Here is a 19,771-nt window from a genome sequence, read left to right as displayed (position 1 = left end):
CCCCTGGATCTGTTGATGAAATGTCATCAGTTGCAACTGGCGCATCATTTACTGGTGTAACTGTTAAGTCTAATGTTGAATTTGCAGTACTTGTACCATCACTTACTGTATAAGCTACTTGTGGTACACTACCATTAAAGTTTGGTGCTGGTGTAAACACATAACTACCATCTGAATTGATTTTTAAGGTTCCTTCTGGAATTGTTACTGTACTTCCTGAAGGGTAGCTTGTACCTGCTAATGTAAATTGTGTTACAGTTAATGAATTATTCTCTGTGTCTGTATCATTATTCAACAAACCATTTGCAGCATTTACAGTAATTGCCACATCTTCTGGAGTTGAATTTACATCTGCTACTGCTACTGGCACATCATTTACTGGTGTTACTGTAATATCTAACGTGCTTGTTGCAATATCTGTTCCATCACTAACTGTATATGTTACTTGTGGTACAGTTCCATTAAAGTTTGGTGCTGGTGTAAATACATAACTACCATCTGAATTTAACTGTAACGTTCCTTCTGTTAATGCAATTGGAGTTCCTACTGTTGCTGGACTTCCATTTACCATTAAGGCTGTTACTGTTAAGCCATCATTCTCTGTATCTGAATCGTTCTTTAAAACACCGTTTGCAGCTGATACTGTTAAGACAGTATCTTCATTTGTAGTATTTACATCTGCTTGTGCTACTGGTGCATCATTTACTGGTGTTACTGTAATATCTAATGTAGAATTTGCTGAACTAAATCCATCACTTACTATATAAGTTACTTGTGGTACACTACCGTTAAAGTTTGGTGCTGGTGTAAACACATAACTACCATCTGAATTGATTTTTAAGGTTCCTTCTGGAATTGTTACTGTACTTCCTGATGGGTAACTTGTACCTCCTAATGTAAACTGTGTTACTGTTAATGGGTTATTTTCTGTGTCTGTATCATTATTCAACAAACCATTTGCAGCATTTACAGTAATTGCAACATCTTCTGGAGTTGAATTTACATCTGCTACTGCTACTGGCACATCATTTACTGGTGTTACTGTAATATCTAACGTGCTTGTTGCAATATCTGTTCCATCACTAACTGTATATGTTACTTGTGGTACAGTTCCATTAAAGTTTGGTGCTGGTGTAAATACATAACTACCATCTGAATTTAACTGTAACGTTCCTTCTGTTAATGCAATTGGAGTTCCTACTGTTGCTGGACTTCCATTTACCATTAAGGCTGTTACTGTTAAGCCATCATTCTCTGTATCTGAATCGTTCTTTAAAACACCGTTTGCAGCTGATACTGTTAAGACAGTATCTTCATTTGTAGTATTTACATCTGCTTGTGCTACTGGTGCATCATTTACTGGTGTAACAGTTAAATCTAATGTTGAATTTGCTGTACTTGATCCATCACTTAAAGTGTAAGCAATTTGCGGTACACTTCCATTAAAGTTTAGTGCTGGTGTAAATACATAACTACCATCTGAATTAATTTTTATAGTTCCTTCAGTTAAACTTACAGTGTTACCTGCTATATAAGTTGTTCCATTTACTGTAAAACGAGTTACAGTTAATGAATTATTTTCTGGATCTGAATCATTATTCAATAAACCGTTTGCTGCATTTACTGTAATTGCTACATCTTCTGGAGTAGTATTTGAGTCTGCAACTGCAACTGGAACATCATTTATTGGTGTAACAGTTATATCTAATGTGCTTGTTGCAGTATCTGTTCCATCACTAACTGTATATGTTACTGTTGGTACAACACCGTTAAAGTTTAAAGCTGGAGTAAATGTATAACTACCATCTGATTGAATATTTAATACACCTTCAGTTAAATTGATAGGACTACCAACTGTTGCAGTACTTCCGTTTATAGATAGTGCAGAAACATTTAATGCGTCATTTTCAATATCTGAATCGTTTGCTAAAATACCATTTGCAACAGACACAGTTAATGGTGTGTCTTCATTAGTTGTCTTTTTATCTGCTACTGCTACTGGTGGGTCATTTACTGGTACAACTGCAATTATTAAAGTTGCTGGAGTTGTTGCTTTTCCATCAGAAACATTATATGTAATTGTTGGCACTGGTCCAAAGTAATCTTGAGCTGGTGTAAATGTATAACTACCATCAGAATTAATTTTTAAAGTACCTTCAGTTAAATTAGCTGATTGGCCAGCAGTGTATGTATTACCATCTACTACATAAGTTGAAATTGATAATGCATCTCCATCTGTATCAGAATCGTTAACTAATAAACCTGTTGCTGCTGGTTCAGAAAAAGGAGTATCTTCAAAAATTAAGTTAGTGAATGTTTCATCTGCAACTATTGGTGCATCATTTACTGCTGTTACTGTAATACCAATTGTTGCAACATTAGATGTTAATGGTGTTGTAGGATCGTTGTCATTAATTGTATAATTTACATTTGCTGGTCCATTATAATTATCTACAGGATCTAATGTTACATTTCCTAAATTGTCTAAAGTATAAATACCAACTCCTACTATTTCTAATGGCGTTGTTAAGTTTCCTGTATTTGAAGGATTACTTGGATCTATTAACACTATTGTTGAAGGAACTACTGCTCCATCATCTGTATCATTACCACCAACTAATGCTATTTCTATATCTGTATCTTCATTAGTTGTATTTCCTAAATCATCTACTGCAATTGGTGCATCATTTAATCCAATAACTTCGATATCTAATTTTCCTGGTACTGTAACTGTTCCGTCAGTTACATTATAAGTTACTTGAGGAACTGTTCCGTTAAAATCTAATGCAGGTGTAAATACATATCCTCCATCTGAAGTAATTTTTAATGTTCCTTCAGTTAAATTTGCTGTTTGACCAGCTGTATATGTAGTACCTCCAATAACAAATGTTGAAATTGTTAATGGATCTCCATCTTCATCAGAATCGTTGTCTAACAATCCGTTTGCTGCTGATACTACTAATTGCGTATCTTCTGGAGTTGTATTTGTTTCATTTAGAACTACTGGCTCATCATTTACAGATGTAACAGTAATACCAATTGTTGCAACATTAGATGTTAATGGCGTTGTAGGGTCGTTGTCATTTATTGTATAATTTACATTTGCAGGTCCATTATAATTGTCAACAGGATCTAATGTTACATTTCCTAAATTGTCTAAAGTGTAAATACCAACTCCTACTATTTCTAATGGCGTTGTTAAGTTTCCTGTATTTGAAGGATTACTTGGGTCTATTAATACTATTGTTGAAGGAACTACCGCTCCATCATCTGTATCATTACCACCAACTAATGCTATTTCTATATCTATATCTTCATTAGTTGTATTTCCTAAATCATCTACTGCAACTGGTGCATCATTTACTGAAATAACTTCTAAATCTAATTTACCTGGAACTGAATCTGTACCGTCTGTAACATTATAAATTACTTGAGGTATAGTTCCATTAAAGTCGTTATTTGGAGTAAATGTGTAGCTACCATCAGAATTAATTTTTAGAGTTCCATCTTGTAGAACTGCTGTATCTCCAGCATTATAAATTGTTCCCTCTGCTTCAAATGTTGAAATTGTTAATGGATCTCCGTCTACATCTGTATCGTTATCTAACAATCCGTTTGCTGCGGATACTACTAATTGAGTGTCTTCTGGAGTAGTATTAGTTTCATCTTGAACTACTGGTTCATCGTTTACAGATGTTACAGTAATACCAATTGTTGCAACATTAGATGTTAATGGCGTTGTAGGATCGTTGTCATTAATTGTATAATTTACATTTGCTGGTCCATTATAATTATCAACAGGATCTAATGTTACATTTCCTAAATTGTCTAAAGTGTAAATACCAACTCCTACTATTTCTAATGGCGTTGTTAAGTTTCCTGTATTTGAAGGATTACTTGGGTCTATTAACACTATTGTTGAAGGAACTACTGCTCCATCATCTGTATCATTACCACCAACTAATGCTATTTCTATATCTGTATCTTCATTAGTTGTATTTCCTAAGTCATCTACTGCAACTGGTGCATCGTTTACTGAAGTAACAGAAATATCTAAAGTACTTGTTTTAGTATCTACAATTCCATCTGTAATTGTATAAGTTACTTGAGGTAAATCTGCAGTGGAATTTAGTGCTGGTGTAAATGTATAGCTACCATCAGAATTTATGGTTAATGAACCTTCTGTTAAATCTACAGCAACACCAACTGGGTAAGTTGTTCCTCCTATTTCAAATTCTTTTACAGTTAAAATGTCTCCATCAATATCTGAATCATTATTTAATAATCCATTTGCTGCATTTATTGCTAAAGTAGTATCCTCTAAAGTTGTTTTCACATCCGGATTTGCTACTGGAGCATCGTTAACAGGGTTTACCGTAATTGTTAAAGTACTACTTGCATTTGGTGTTCCTTGACCATCTGTAATTGTATAATTAATTACTGGTACTGTTCCATTAAAATTAGGTGCTGGTACAAAAGTATATCCACCACCTGCATTAATAGTTAAATCTCCTTCTGTAAGGTTTGCTGTTTGACCAGCAGTATATGTCATACCTTCTGCTACAAATTGAGTAACTGTTACTGGATCTAAATTTGCATCCGTATCATTTTTGATTAAACTTTTTGGATCTGTATCTGCAACTGATAAAGTAACCTCTTCATCTGTTACATTTGTATCTGGGTTTGCAACAGGAGAAAATGCTGATTGTGGGACTGTAATTGTTACTACTGCAGTATCTGTTCCTCCATTACCATCAGAAATCTCGTATGTAAATGTATCTGTACCATTATTAAACCCTAATTGAGGCGTATAAGTTATAACATCATCTGAAGGGTCTGTTGTTCCTTTATCATCATAAACAGCAGTACCTTTTGTTGGAGCTACTGTAATTACTGGATTGATAGATATTACATCACCATCTAAATCTGAATCATTTGTTAATACTGGAATTTCAACTGGGAAACTTTGTGTTGGCGTAGTTGGATCTGTAGATGAAGTATCATCTGTAGCTACTGGATCATCGTTAACTGGAGTTACATTAATTTTTAATGTTGTATTTGCTGTATTAACGCCATCTGTTGCTGTATAAGTAACTGTTGGTACAGTGCCATTAAAGTTTAATGCTGGAGTATAAACGTAGCTACCATCTGCATTTAATTTAATAGTTCCTGAAGGAATTGTAGCTGTTTTACCTGCATTGTGAGAAACACCACCAACTGTAAATTTGGTAATTGTTAACCCATCTCCATCTATATCTGAATCATTACTTAAAACACCATTTGCTACGTCTACTGAAAGTACTGTATCTTCTGGCGTTGTATTTGTGTCTGCAACGAGTGTTGGTGTATCATTAGTTGGTGTAACTGTAATAATTAATGTTGAAGTTGCTACATCTGTTGTACCATCTGAAACTGTATATGTTACTGTTGGTACAGTTCCATTAAAGTTTGCTGCTGGTACAAATACATAACCACCATCTGTATTTACAGTAATTGTTCCTTCTGTAATTGTAGTTGAAGTTCCTGCTGTAACAGTTGTTCCACCTACTTCGAATTGAGATACTGTAATTGAATTTCCATCAATATCTGAATCGTTCTTTAAAACTCCATTTGCTCCTAAAACTGTTAAAGTTACATCTTCTGGAGTTGTATTAGTATCTGCAACTGCAGTTGGTGCATCATTAATAGGGTTTATTGTAAGTGTTAATGTACTATTGGCAGTATTAGTACCATCTGAAATTGTATAATTTACAACTGGTACTGCTCCGTTATAATTTATTGCTGGTGTAAATGAGTAACTACCATCTGCATTCACTTTTATAACACCTTCTGTAATTGTTGCAGAAGTTCCTGCAGTATATGCTGTACCATTAATTGTGAATTTAGTTACAGTAATTGCATTTCCTTCTGGATCTGAATCATTATTTAATAATCCGCTTGCGGCTGGAACATTTAATGCTACATCTTCATCAGTAGAATTAATGTCTGCAACTGCAACTGGTGAATCATTAATTGGATTTACAGTAATATCTAATTTAGCTGTTGCTGTTAAAACACCATCAGTAATAGTATATGTTACTTGAGGTGCAGCTCCATTAAAATTATTTGCTGGAACATATGTATAACTACCATCTGAATTTAATTTGATAGTTCCTCCTGCTGTTGTAGCTGTTTCTCCTGCTAAATAAGAATTTCCTTCAACTGTAAAACCAGATACATTTAATGTATCTCCATCTACATCTGAATCATTTTTAAGAACTCCATTTGCTGATGAAACTGTTAATGCAGTATCTTCATTTGTTGAATTTGTATCGTCTACTGCAACTGGCACATCATTTACGGTATTTATAGTAAGTGTTAATGTACTATTTGCTGTATTTGAACCATCAGTAATTGTATAGCTTACAACTGGCACTGCTCCATTATAATTTAAAGCAGGTGTAAATGTATAACTACCATCAGTATTTATTTTAATACTTCCTTCTGCTATTGTTGCAGTTGTTCCTGCAGTATAAGAAACTCCTTTAACTGTAAATTTAGTTACTGTTAATGGGTCGTTCTCTGGATCTGTATCATTTTTAATTAAACCATTTGCTGCTGTTACACTTAATACTGTGTCTTCATTTGTATTATTTGTATCTGGATTAGCTACTGGTGAATCGTTTGTTGGATTTACAGAAATATCTAATGTAGATGTAGCTGTATTAGTACCATCTGTTGCTGTATAAGTAACTTGTGGATATGCCCCATTAAAGTTTAATGCTGGAGTAAATACATAACTACCATCTGTATTTAATTTAATAGAACCCTCTGTAATTGTTGCTGTATTTCCTGCTGTGAAATTTGTACCACCAACTGTAAATTTAGTAACAGTTAATGCATTATTTTCCACATCAGTATCATTCTTTAAAACTCCGTTTGCTGCTGAAACACTTAAAGCTATATCTTCATCTGTTGAATTTGTATCTGCAACTAATACCGGTACATCATTTACTGGTGTAACTGTTATATCTAAAGTTGAATTAGATGTGTTTGTTCCGTCAGAAACTGTATATGTTACTTGAGGAACTGTACCATTAAAATTGGTTGCTGGTGTAAAGTTATAACTACCATCAGAATTTATTTTTATAACTCCTTCTGTTATAGTAACTGTTTCTCCTGCATTATAAGTTGTACCTCCAACAGAAAATTTAGTTACTGTTAATGGATTTCCATCAATATCAGAATCGTTTTTAAGAACTCCGTTCGCTGCAGTTACATTTAACGGTGTATCTTCTGCTACAGTATTTGTATCTGGAGCAACAGTTGGAGCATCGTTAATTGGATTAACAGTAATATCTAAAGTTGTTAGTGCTGTTAAACTTCCGTCTGAAATTGTATATGTAATTTGAGGAACATTACCATTAAAATTAGCTGCTGGTAAGAAAGTGTAACTTCCGTCTGCATTTAATTTTAAAGTTCCTTCTGTTAAATTAATATTAGCACCAACTGTTCTTGGTGTTCCATTAATTGAGATTGCAGTTACTGTAATTGCATCTCCATCTGGATCTGAATCATTTTTAAGAACTCCATTTGCTGCTGAAACAGTTAATAAAGTATCTTCATTTGTTGCTTTTGAATCTGCAACAGCAATAGGTTTATCATTAACTGAATTTACAGTAATATCTAAAGTACTTGTAACGGCTGTTGTTCCGTCTGAAACTGAATACGTAACTTGAGGGAAACTTCCTTTAAAGTTGGTTGCTGGTGTAAATATGTAACTACCATCAGCTTTAATAATAAGAGTACCTTCTGTTATTGAAGCAGTTGTTCCTTTAGGATATGTTGTTCCGTTAATTGTAAATTGTGTAACTGTTAATCCGTCTAAATCTACATCAGAATCATTATTAAGAATTCCGTTTGCAGCTGAAACATTTAACACTGTATCTTCATCCGTTATTCCTGTATCTGCAACAGCAACTGGCGGATCATTAACAGGGTTTACTGTAATATTTAAAGTACTAGTATCTGTTAAAGCACCATCTGTAGTTGTATACGTAACTTCTGGTACAGCTCCGTTAAAATCTGCAACTGGAGTAAATACATAGCCTCCGTCTGAATTTAATTTAATCGTTCCTTTTGATGGAATAGTAACTGTACTTCCTGCAGTATTTGTTCCTGCAATTCCGTCTACTGTGAAAGAACTAACTGTTAAAGTTGTTCCTGCATCTACATCAGTATCATTTTTAAGAACACCATTTGCTGCTAAAACTGTTAAAGTTACATCTTCATTTGTTGAATTTGTATCTGGGTTTGCAACAGGTGCATCATTTATTGGATTTACCGTTAAATCTAATGTACTTGTTGTTGTTGCTGAACCATCTGAAACAGTATATGTTATTTGAGGAACATTTCCATTAAAATCTCCTGCTGGTGTAAAAATATAACTACCATCAGTTTTTACAACTAATGTACCCTCAGTTAAGTTAACAGTATCTCCTGCATTATACGTATTTCCACCAACTGTAATTTTTGTTACAGATAATGGGTTTCCATCTACATCCGAATCATTTTTAAGAATTCCGTTTGCAGCTGAAACGTTTAGTGTTGCACCTTCATCTACATTATTAGTATCTGCTACAGCAACAGGAACATCATTTGTTCCATTAACAGTAATACCTATTGTTGCTTGATTTGTAGAGAAAACCCCATCATTATCTTTGATAGTATATTTTATACTTGCATCTCCATTAAAGTTTGCAACTGGTGTGAAAGTTACATCTCCATTAGCGTTTACAGTGTAAGTACCTACATTAGTAATTACTAAAGGTGTACCTGTACTACCAATGTTAGAAGCGTTATTTGGATCTATTAATCTTACAGTTGCTGCATCTATTGTACCATCATCTGTATCATTATTTCCTATAGCTAAAATAGTTATTGGAGAATCTTCATTTACAGTATTTCCTAAATTGTCTACTGCAACAGGTGGATCATTTACTGGGGTAACTTTAATGTCTAATGTAGAACTTAAATTTACTGTTCCATCTGTCATTCTATATGACACTTGTGGGAAATCACCATTAAAATCTAACGCTGGTGTAAAAACATAACTACCATCTATATTAAGAGTTAAACTACCTTCTGTTATGGTTGCTTTATTACCAGCAAGGTAAGTTGTTCCGTTAATTACAAAATCGATTAATGTTTTTGCATCACCATCTATATCAGTATCATTAGCAAAAACTCCGTTTGCTGCTGAAACATTTAAAGTTGTATCTTCATTAGTAGTGTTCGTATCTGCTACTAAAACCGGAGCATCATTTACTGGGTTTACAGTAATATTTAATGTACTTGTATCGTCTGTTGTTAAACCAGAACTATCTGTAACCGTGTAAGTTATTTCTGGAACTACACCATTAAAGTTTGCAACTGGAACAAATGTATAACTACCGTTAGTATTAATAATAATTGAACCTACATTTGGAATATTGAATGAAGAACCTGCAGAGATTGTTCCTGTAAATCCATCTACAGAAAAATCTACAACTGTTAAAGGATCTAAATTACCATCTGTATCGTTTTTAAGAACACCATTTGCTGCATTAACAGTTAATGTTACATCTTCATTTACAGAATTTGTATCTGGGTTTGCAACAGGTGGGAATGGTGAAATAGGAACTGTAACATTTACTACAGCTGTATCAAAACCTCCTTTACCGTCTGAAATTTGATAAGTAAAAGTATCAGAAAAATTATTTGCTCCTGCATTAGGAGTGAATTTAATAGTTCCGTTTGCGTTGATTGTTGCTGTACCATTTGTTGGTTGAACAGTAATACTACTTACTGTAATTGTATCTCCATCTAAATCATTGTCATTATTTAAAACAGGAATATCAATTGCAACTCCTGGATCTGTACCTGCTGTATCATCTGTTGCTACTGGATCATCATTAACAGGATCTACAGTAATATTTAAAGTAGAATTTGCATTATTTGTACCATCACTTACTGTGTAAGTTACTTGTGGTACATTTCCATTATAGTTTAAAACTGGTACAAAACTGTAACTTCCGTCTTCATTTACTGTTAACGTTCCTACATTTGGTATTGCTCTTACTCCTGGTGTACCTGCTGTTACCGGAACTGTTGTTCCACCAACTACAAATTGTGTTACCGTTAATGTATCACCATCTAAATCTGTATCATTTACATCTATTAATCCATCAGCTTTTGCAACATTTAATGGAGTATCTTCTGCTATACTTGCTGTATCTGGATTTGCTACTGGTGCATCATTTACTGAATCAATTGTTATGATTTCGTTTGCCGTTGCTGTCTCTCCTTTTCCATCACTTATTACATATGCAAATGTTGAAGTTCCATTGTAATTAGCTGTTGGTACAAAACTTATTGCACCTGCAGTTGTTGTTTTTACTTCTCCGTTTGGAACTGTAATTGTTTGTGCAGTTCCTGGTGTTAATGCTGTTCCGTTAATGCTTGTGATACTTAAAGTATCTCCATCTACATCACTATCTCCTGTTAATGGTAATAAGGTTACAGCTGTATCCTCATTGGTTGTATAAATATCATCTACAGCTACTGGTGCATCATTTACTTTGGTTACTTCAATATCTAATGTACTGTTGGCTGTATTGGTTCCATCACTTATTGTATAACTTACTTGTGGTACATTTCCATTATAGTTTAAAACCGGTACAAAACTGTAACTTCCGTCTTCATTTACTGTTAACGTTCCTACATTTGGTATTGCTCTTACCCCTGGTGTACCTGCTGTTACTGGAACTGTTGTTCCACCAACTACAAATTGTGTTACCATTAATGTATCACCATCTAAATCTGTATCATTTACATCTATTAATCCATCAGCTTTTGCAACATTTAATGGAGTATCTTCTGCTATACTTGCTGTATCTGAATTTGCTACTGGTGCATCATTTACTGAATCAATTGTTATGATTTCGTTTGCCGTTGCTGTTTCTCCTTTTCCATCACTTATTACATATGCAAATGTTGAGGTTCCATTGTAGTTCGCTGTCGGTGAAAAACTTATTGCTCCTGATACTGTTGTGGTTACAACTCCATTTGGAACTGTGATTGTTTGGGCAACTCCTGGTGTTAATGTTGTTCCATTAATACTTGTTATTGTTAATGTATCACCATCAACATCACTATCTCCTGTCAGTGGTAATAATACTACTGAAGTATCTTCATTAGTTGTATAGGTATCATCTACTGCTACTGGTGCATCATTTACTGAAGTTACTGTAATATCTAAAGTACTGTTTGCTGTGTTTGTTCCATCACTTACTGTGTAAGTTACTTGTGGTACATTACCATTGAAGTTTAAAACTGGTACAAAACTATAACTACCATCTGCATTTACCGTTATTGTTCCTACATTTGGAATTGCTCTTGTTCCTCCCGTAGTTAAATCTACAGGTACTGTGGTCCCATTCACTACAAATTGAGTAATAGCTAATATGTCTCCATCTATATCTGTATCATTTAAGTCTATTAATCCATCTGCTTTTGCTACTGTTAAAGTAACGTCTTCTGCTACACTTGCTGTATCTGGATTTGCTACTGGTGCATCATTTACTGGATCTATCGTAATGATTTGATTTGCTGTCGCTGTTTCTCCATTTCCATCACTTATGGTGTAAGCAAATGTAGATGTTCCATTGTAGTTCGCTGTCGGTGAAAAACTTATTGCTCCTGATACTGTTGTGGTTACAACTCCATTTGGAACTGTGATTGTTTGGGCAACTCCTGGTGTTAATGTTGTTCCATTAATACTTGTTATTGTTAATGTATCACCATCAACATCACTATCTCCTGTCAGTGGTAATAATACTACTGAAGTATCTTCATTAGTTGTATAGGTATCATCTACTGCTACTGGTGCATCATTTACTGAAGTTACTGTAATATCTAAAGTACTGTTTGCTGTGTTTGTTCCATCACTTACTGTGTAAGTTACTTGTGGTACATTACCATTGAAGTTTAAAACTGGTACAAAACTATAACTACCATCTGCATTTACCGTTATTGTTCCTACATTTGGAATTGCTCTTGTTCCTCCCGTAGTTAAATCTACAGGTACTGTGGTCCCATTCACTACAAATTGAGTAATAGCTAATATGTCTCCATCTATATCTGTATCATTTAAGTCTATTAATCCATCTGCTTTTGCTACTGTTAAAGTAACGTCTTCTGCTACACTTGCTGTATCTGGATTCGCTACTGGTGCATCATTTACTGAATCAATTGTTATGATTTCGTTTGCCGTTGCTGTCTCTCCTTTTCCATCACTTATTACATATGCAAATGTTGAGGTTCCATTGTAATTAGCTGTTGGTACAAAACTTATTGCCCCTGCAGTTGTTGTTTTTACTTCTCCGTTTGGAACTGTAATTGTTTGTGCTGTTCCTGGTGTTAATGCTGTTCCGTTGATGCTTGTGATACTTAAAGTATCTCCATCTACATCACTATCTCCTGTTAATGGTAATAAGGTTACAGCTGTATCTTCATTGGTTGTGTAAGTATCATCTACAGCTACTGGTGCATCATTTACTTTGGTTACTTCAATATCTAATGTACTGTTGGCTGTATTAGTTCCATCACTTATAGTATAACTTACTTGTGGTACATTTCCATTATAGTTTAAAACCGGTACAAAACTGTAACTTCCGTCTTCATTTACTGTTAACGTTCCTACATTTGGTATTGCTCTTACTCCTGGTGTACCTGCTGTTACCGGAACTGTTGTTCCACCAACTACAAATTGTGTTACCGTTAATGTATCACCATCTAAATCTGTATCATTTACATCTATTAATCCATCAGCTTTTGCAACATTTAATGGAGTATCTTCTGCTATACTTGCTGTATCTGGATTTGCTACGGGTGCATCGTTTACTGAATCAATTGTTATGATTTCGTTTGCCGTTGCTGTCTCTCCTTTTCCATCACTTATTACATATGCAAATGTTGAAGTTCCATTGTAATTAGCTGTTGGTACAAAACTTATTGCACCAGCAGTTGTTGTTTTTACTTCTCCGTTTGGAACTGTAATTGTTTGTGCTGTTCCTGGTGTTAATGCTGTTCCGTTGATGCTTGTGATACTTAAAGTATCTCCATCTACATCACTATCTCCTGTTAATGGTAATAAGGTTACAGCTGTATCTTCATTGGTTGTGTAAGTATCATCTACTGCTACTGGTGCATCATTTACTTTGGTTATCTCAATATCTAAAGTACTATTTACTGCATTAGTTCCATCACTTACTGTATAAGTTACTTGTGGTACGTTTCCATTAAAATTTAAAACTGGTACAAATGTATAACTACCATCTTTATTTATTGTTAATGTTCCTTTACCAGCAATTGTTGTACTTCCTCCAGAAGTTGGATCTACAGTAACTGTTGTTCCATCAACAACAAATTTGGTAACGCTTAATGGATTTGCATCAACATCTGAATCGTTTTTTAATAAACCATTTGCTGCTACTACATTTAAAGTAACATCTTCAGCAGATGTTCCAGAATCTGGTTGTGCTACTGGTGCATCATTTACTGGTGTAACATTAATATCTAATGTAGCTTGGTTAGAAACCAATCCATCATTATCTTTTACAGTATATAAAATATCAGCTGAACCATTAAAATTTTCTAAAGGTGTAAAAATTACTGTTCCAGCACCATTTACTGTATAAGTACCCACATTTGGTACTACTAATGGTGTACCATTACTTCCTTTTGGTCCTGTAGGATTATTTGGATCTATTAAGATAATTGTTGTTGGATCTATTGTTCCGTCTACATCTGTATCATTTGCTCCAATAGTTGTTAAAGTTTGAACCGCTCCTTCTAAACCAGTAGAAGTATTGTTCACTGCAACTGGTGCATCATTTACATCTGTAACAGCAATATCTATTGTTGCTTCGTTTGAAGTATTATTACTACTATCTTTTATTGTGTAATTAATATCTGCATCACCATTAAAATTTAATACTGGTGTAAATTTTACATTTCCTAAAGGATCTACTGTGTAAGAACCAACATTAGCGATTACTAAAGGTGTTCCTGTTTTTCCAGTATTTGAAGAATTATTTGGATCAATTAAAATAATTGTTGAAGCATCTGGAGTTGTGTCTTCTACATCTGTATCATTTGCTGCAATTGTTGGAATTGTAATTGCAACATCTTCATTTGTAGTGAATGGATTTCCTGCATCATTATCATCTACTGCAACTGGCGGATTGTTACTAACCGTTAAAGTTGCTGGTGGAGTTGAAGGAATATCACAAGCATAATCTGTTTTAGAAACTATTACTTGATATTTATATCCATTTTCTGCCGTTGATAAATTAGAAATTGTTAATTCTGCGGTATCTGCACCTGCGTAATTTCCTCCAGTTACTAAATCTGTAAAAGTTGTTCCTCCGTCTGTACTTAGTTGCCATTGGAAAACTGTACCTGTAGAAACCACTTTAAATGTAACAGATCCATTAATAAAACCTTCTTTATCTGAAGGCTGTGTGCTTATTACCACAGGAGTTCCTACTGTAGTTACATTCCCGTTTGTCCCTGTATACCCTTTATTTACTTCAAAACCAGTTACTTTACCATCTGTTCCATAACCAGTACCATTTAATTCTCCTGGTTTTGTAGTACTTACTAAATTACCAGCTTCTGTAACATCTGGACAACCATCATTATCTGAATCTGTGTCTTGATGATTTGGAATACCATCATTATCTGTATCGAAAGTATCTACTATACCATCGTTATTAGTATCGTTTGCTGGAGTTACATCTTTATAATTTGGAATACCATTATTATCTGAATCTGCATCTGGATCTACATTACCAGGTGTTTCTTCAGTATCTAAAATACCATCATTATCATCATCTAAATCTACAGCATCTGTAATACCATCTTTATCTGCATCTAAAATATCTCTAAAATCTACATCTCCTCCAAAAGCTAAATCGTTGTCTTCATCTAAAGTATTTGTTTGATTTCCATTAACATCTGTATAATTATCTGCAGTTTCTACGGTGTTGTCTAAACCATTTGTTCCAACAGTTCCGTTTGTAGTTCCGTTGTTATTTGTGTCTTTAGAAAGATTTCCAAATTCTATGATATCATTAATTAAATCATTATCAGAATCTAAATCTAAATAATCTGGATTATCTGTAGTATCTGTATTAACTGGAATAATTGCTGTTCCAGAATTTGTAGTATCATAAGCATCATCCAAACCATCGCCATCTGTATCTGTAAATGTTGCAGAAGGTGCAATATAATCGGCTGTTGTTTGTGCTTCAATGTTATCTGGAATTGTATCGTTATCTGAATCTAAATCTAAATAATCTGGAATTGAATCTATATCGCTATTTGGAATTGGTAATTTTGTTCCTGCTGAAAAACCTGAACTACCTGATGCATCTTGATCTACTGGATCAACTACATCTGGCATACCATCTGAATCTGCATCATTTGCAGTACCAGCACCTACATGTCCATCTCCATCTGGGTCTGTTCCTCCAGCTTCAATAGCATCTACAATACCATCATTATCTGAATCTAAATCTAAAAAGTTTTTAATTAAATCTCCATCTGTATCTGGAATTGCTAAATTAGAAGTTTCGGCCGTACCAGCAATAACAGTATCTGTAGAAACATCTAATGGAATACCTTTGGTGTTTACATCTGTACTTGTTAAAGTTCCTGTTCCTGGTTGTCCATTTCCGTCAGGATCATTTGTACCACCAGCTTCTGCATAATCTGGAATACCATCATTATCTGAATCTAAATCGAAATAATTTGGAATACCATCTCCATCTGAATCTGTTGGATTTGTTCTTGGATCCCCATCATCTGTTCCTTGATCTTCGTCTGTATCTAAAATACCATCATTATCATCATCTAAATCTACAATATCGTTAATTCCATCTCCATCATTATCTTGCGCTGATGCTTCTCTCCAATCTCTATCTCCACCTGGAGCAGCAGGGTCATCATCTGGATGTGTTTGAGGAGTTTGACCAACATTGGTTGCATTATTTAAATTTGAAGTTGCGCCAACAACTTTATTTTCATCAAAATCATCATGCAAACCATCTCCATCTACATCTACAAACTTTGCAATATCTAAATCTCCATCTGCATCTGCATCTAAATTATTTGTAAGAACTATTGCTTTGTAAAAACCTTCGTTTATATCAAAAATACCATCATTCTCAGCATCTGTATCTGCGTAGTCTGGAGCAGAACCTCCATCAGTATTTGCATAACCAATTGCAATACCACCTGCAGTATCTACATCATAAGCATCGTCTATACCATCGTTATCTGTATCAGTTCCTTTCGGAGCTACATAAGACGCAGTTGCCTGACCTTCAATATTATCTATAATTCCATCATTATCAATATCTATATCTAAATAGTTTTTTACACCATCTCCATCTCTATCTTTATTAAATCCAAAATTAGATGGAATATTTGCTACTACATTTCCAGCAAAATCTGGGTCGTTTGTATCTGCTAAACCATCTCCATCTGAATCTGCTGGTGTTCCTGTACCAACTACACCGTTATTGTCTCCATCTGAAACTTGAAAGTTTCCTTCGAATGTATCTGGTAAACCATCTCCATCTGAATCTAAATCTAAATAGTTTGGTAAAGAGTCTGCGTCTGAATTTAATGGTGTTGGAAAAGTTGCTAATGTTGGAGCTGATATTCTATCGTCCCAACCATTATTATCTGTATCTACAAAACCATCTACAATTCCATCATTTGTTGTATCATTAAAAGTAGCATTGTTAGAAAATGCTTCTTCTGTATCTGAAATACCATCATTATCTGAATCTCTATCTAAAGAGTTAATAAATGTTGATTTTATATCTGAACTTGAATCTGTGTTTCTTGGTGCTATTTGTGCAACACCACTTTCTGGAGAAGTTTCTAAAGTATCTGCAAAACCATTTGCACCAACACTTGTTTCTGCTGCATCTGCAATACCGTTATTATTTGCGTCTACATAACCAGCTTCTAAAACATCTGGAATTGCATCGTTATCTGAATCTAAATCTAAATGATTTGGAATTCCATCTCCATCGAAATCGAACTGTGCTGTTCCTCCTGGGAAATCTGCATCTAAATAGTTTGGAGTTCCATCATTATCTGCATCTGCAGTTGGGTCTATTCCTTGACCTTCAACAATATCTAAAATACCATCGTTGTCTGAGTCTAAATCTGCAATATCTGCAACCCCATCATTATCTGAATCTGGGTTGATTGTTATTGTTAAAGTTGATGATGCTGTTCCTGGAGTTCCTGGATTGTTATCTGTAATATTGTAAGTTGTTACAGGAACTGCCCCAGTATAATTTGCTTCTGGTGTAAATACATAACTACCATCGTCGTTAATTTGTAAAGTACCTACTCCTGTAATTGTTGCTGTTTCGTTTGCATTTTTTGTTTGCCCATCAACCGTAAATGTTGTTACATTTAATGTTGTACCAGTGTCAACATCTGTGTCATTACTTAAAACTCCATTTGCTGCTGCAACAGTTAATGTTATATTTTCTGTTGTAGAATTTACATCTGCAACTGCAACTGGCACATCATTTACTGGTGTAATTGAAATGTCTAATAATGCTTGATTAGAAGCAAAACCACTGTTGTCTTTTATTGTATAGTTGATATCTGCATCTCCATTAAAATTTGCTTCTGGTGTAAAAACTACAGTTCCTGCTGCATCTACTGTATACGTTCCTTTTCCTGCTATTACTAATGGAGTACCAGTTTTTCCTGTATTGGCAGCATTTGCTGGATCTATTAAAATAATTGTTGATGGTACTACATTTCCATCTTCATCTGTATCATTAGAACCAATTGTTGTTAAAGTAACTGGATTATCTTCTAATGCTGTACCTGCATCGCCTACTGCAACTGGTAAATCGTTTATCGCAGAAACAGAAATATCTGCTGTTCCTGTTACTGGTGCAGCTATTCCATCTGAAACTGTATATGTAAAATCTCCTGGATCATCTGTTCCATTATAAGCTGTTGGTGCATCGTAAACTAAACCTGCAATTTCTGCTGGAGTTAAAGTTGCGCCGTTTGTTACTGTAACTCCTAAAGAAGTTTTTACAACTCCTAAAGTTGGTAAACCTGTAACTGTAATTGTTAATGTGTTTCCATCTGGATCTGAAGGTGCTGTTAAACCTAGTGATGTTCCTGTGCTTTCTTCTTCTACTGTTATAGTATTGCTACTTGCTACTGGAGGGTCGTTTGTAAAAACTGTTAAAGTACCTGCATCTGAAGTTGTAGTACATACATAATCTGTTTTAGAAACAATTACTCTAAATTTAGAATTATTTTGTGCACTTGTTACTCCTGTAATTGTTAAGGTACTTGTTGTTGTACCTCCATATACAGAACCATCTAATATTGTATTATAACTTGCCCCACCATCTGTACTTAATTCCCATTGAAAAACAGTACCATCTGTTGTTACAGGAAAAGTAGTATTTCCACCAACTATGATATTTCTATTTGGCGGTTGTACTGAAACTGATGCAGCAGTTCCTGCAGAAGTAACATTTGAATTTGATCCAGTGTAAGCTGTTGTAAAACCTGTTACTTTACCATCTGTTGCGCTATAACCTGTACCATTAACTTCTCCTGCTTTTGTTGCACTTTCTTTATGACCTGCTTCAAGAACATCATTACACCCATCTCCATCTGCATCTGTATCGAATTGATCTATTTTACCATCCTTATCAATATCATATCTATCATCTATATTATCTGAATTAGTATCTTCAAAATCTGGATGTGCTGGATCTTGATAATCTAAAATTCCATTATTGTTTGTGTCTACAAATGGGTCTCCACTTGTAGCATTTTCTGCGGTATCTAAAATACCATCATTATCATCATCTAAATCACAACCATCTGCTACACCATCATTATCATTATCTGCATTATCATCAAAACCGTTACATTCATCTACAGAATCTAAAACACCATCTCCATCTGTATCTCCATCAACTTTTACAATAACTGTTGCAGTATCACAATTAGATGTGTTTGCTTTTTCACAAATTTTGTAAGTAATAGTATATGATCCTGTTGCAGAGTTTGCTGGAACACTTATGTTTCCATTAGCATCTACAGTTACTCCTGTTAAGCCTCCATCATTTAGAATGGTAATATCTATATTTGTATCTGTAACCGCAACACTATTTAATAAATCGTTAGTTGTAATATCACCAGATGCACCTCCAGTAATACCATTAACAGCTGTTGCAGAAAAATCGTCATCTACAGCATCTATATCATTTATTGCTAAAACCCTTGCAAAAGCAATATCATCTTCATGAATTGTTTCTGTATGTATATGAAATATTGGGCTTGTAACTTCTGTACTTGTAAAACCAAAAAGATTTACAAGGCTACCGTTAGTTATGTTTGTTGCAGTAACATCATAAGCAGAACTCGAATAAACCCAACATTCTTTTGGATCTAAAATATTGTTTGAGTTTGTATCTCCCTCTACATAAGTTAAAGTAGTGCCTAATGAATTAGTTATTGCTACATTATTTAAAGCAATAGCACCTGTATTACTAACTGCAAGTGAATACGTTATTTTATCTCCTGCATTATCTGTACCATCTGCAGCAGTTGCGTTTGCAAGCATTGTTACAGATTGACCATAAGAAATTGTACTTAATAAGCCAATAGCAATAAACAA

1 protein-coding gene (running past one end of the window) is annotated in these 19,771 nt (G+C 34.4%); it reads right to left on the bottom strand.

Going from position 1 to position 19,771, the window contains the following annotated elements:
- Window positions 1-19,771: the 5' portion of a cadherin-like domain-containing protein gene (locus H9W90_RS14640; protein WP_187482314.1), read on the bottom strand. It extends 10,865 nt beyond the left edge of the window; only the first 19,771 of its 30,636 coding nucleotides appear in the window; the start codon lies at window positions 19,769-19,771; its stop codon lies off the left edge, out of view.

The organism is Polaribacter pectinis, from assembly GCF_014352875.1.
In the GTDB taxonomy this organism is placed as follows: domain Bacteria; phylum Bacteroidota; class Bacteroidia; order Flavobacteriales; family Flavobacteriaceae; genus Polaribacter; species Polaribacter pectinis.
This window is presented reverse-complemented; position numbering and strand designations above follow the sequence as displayed.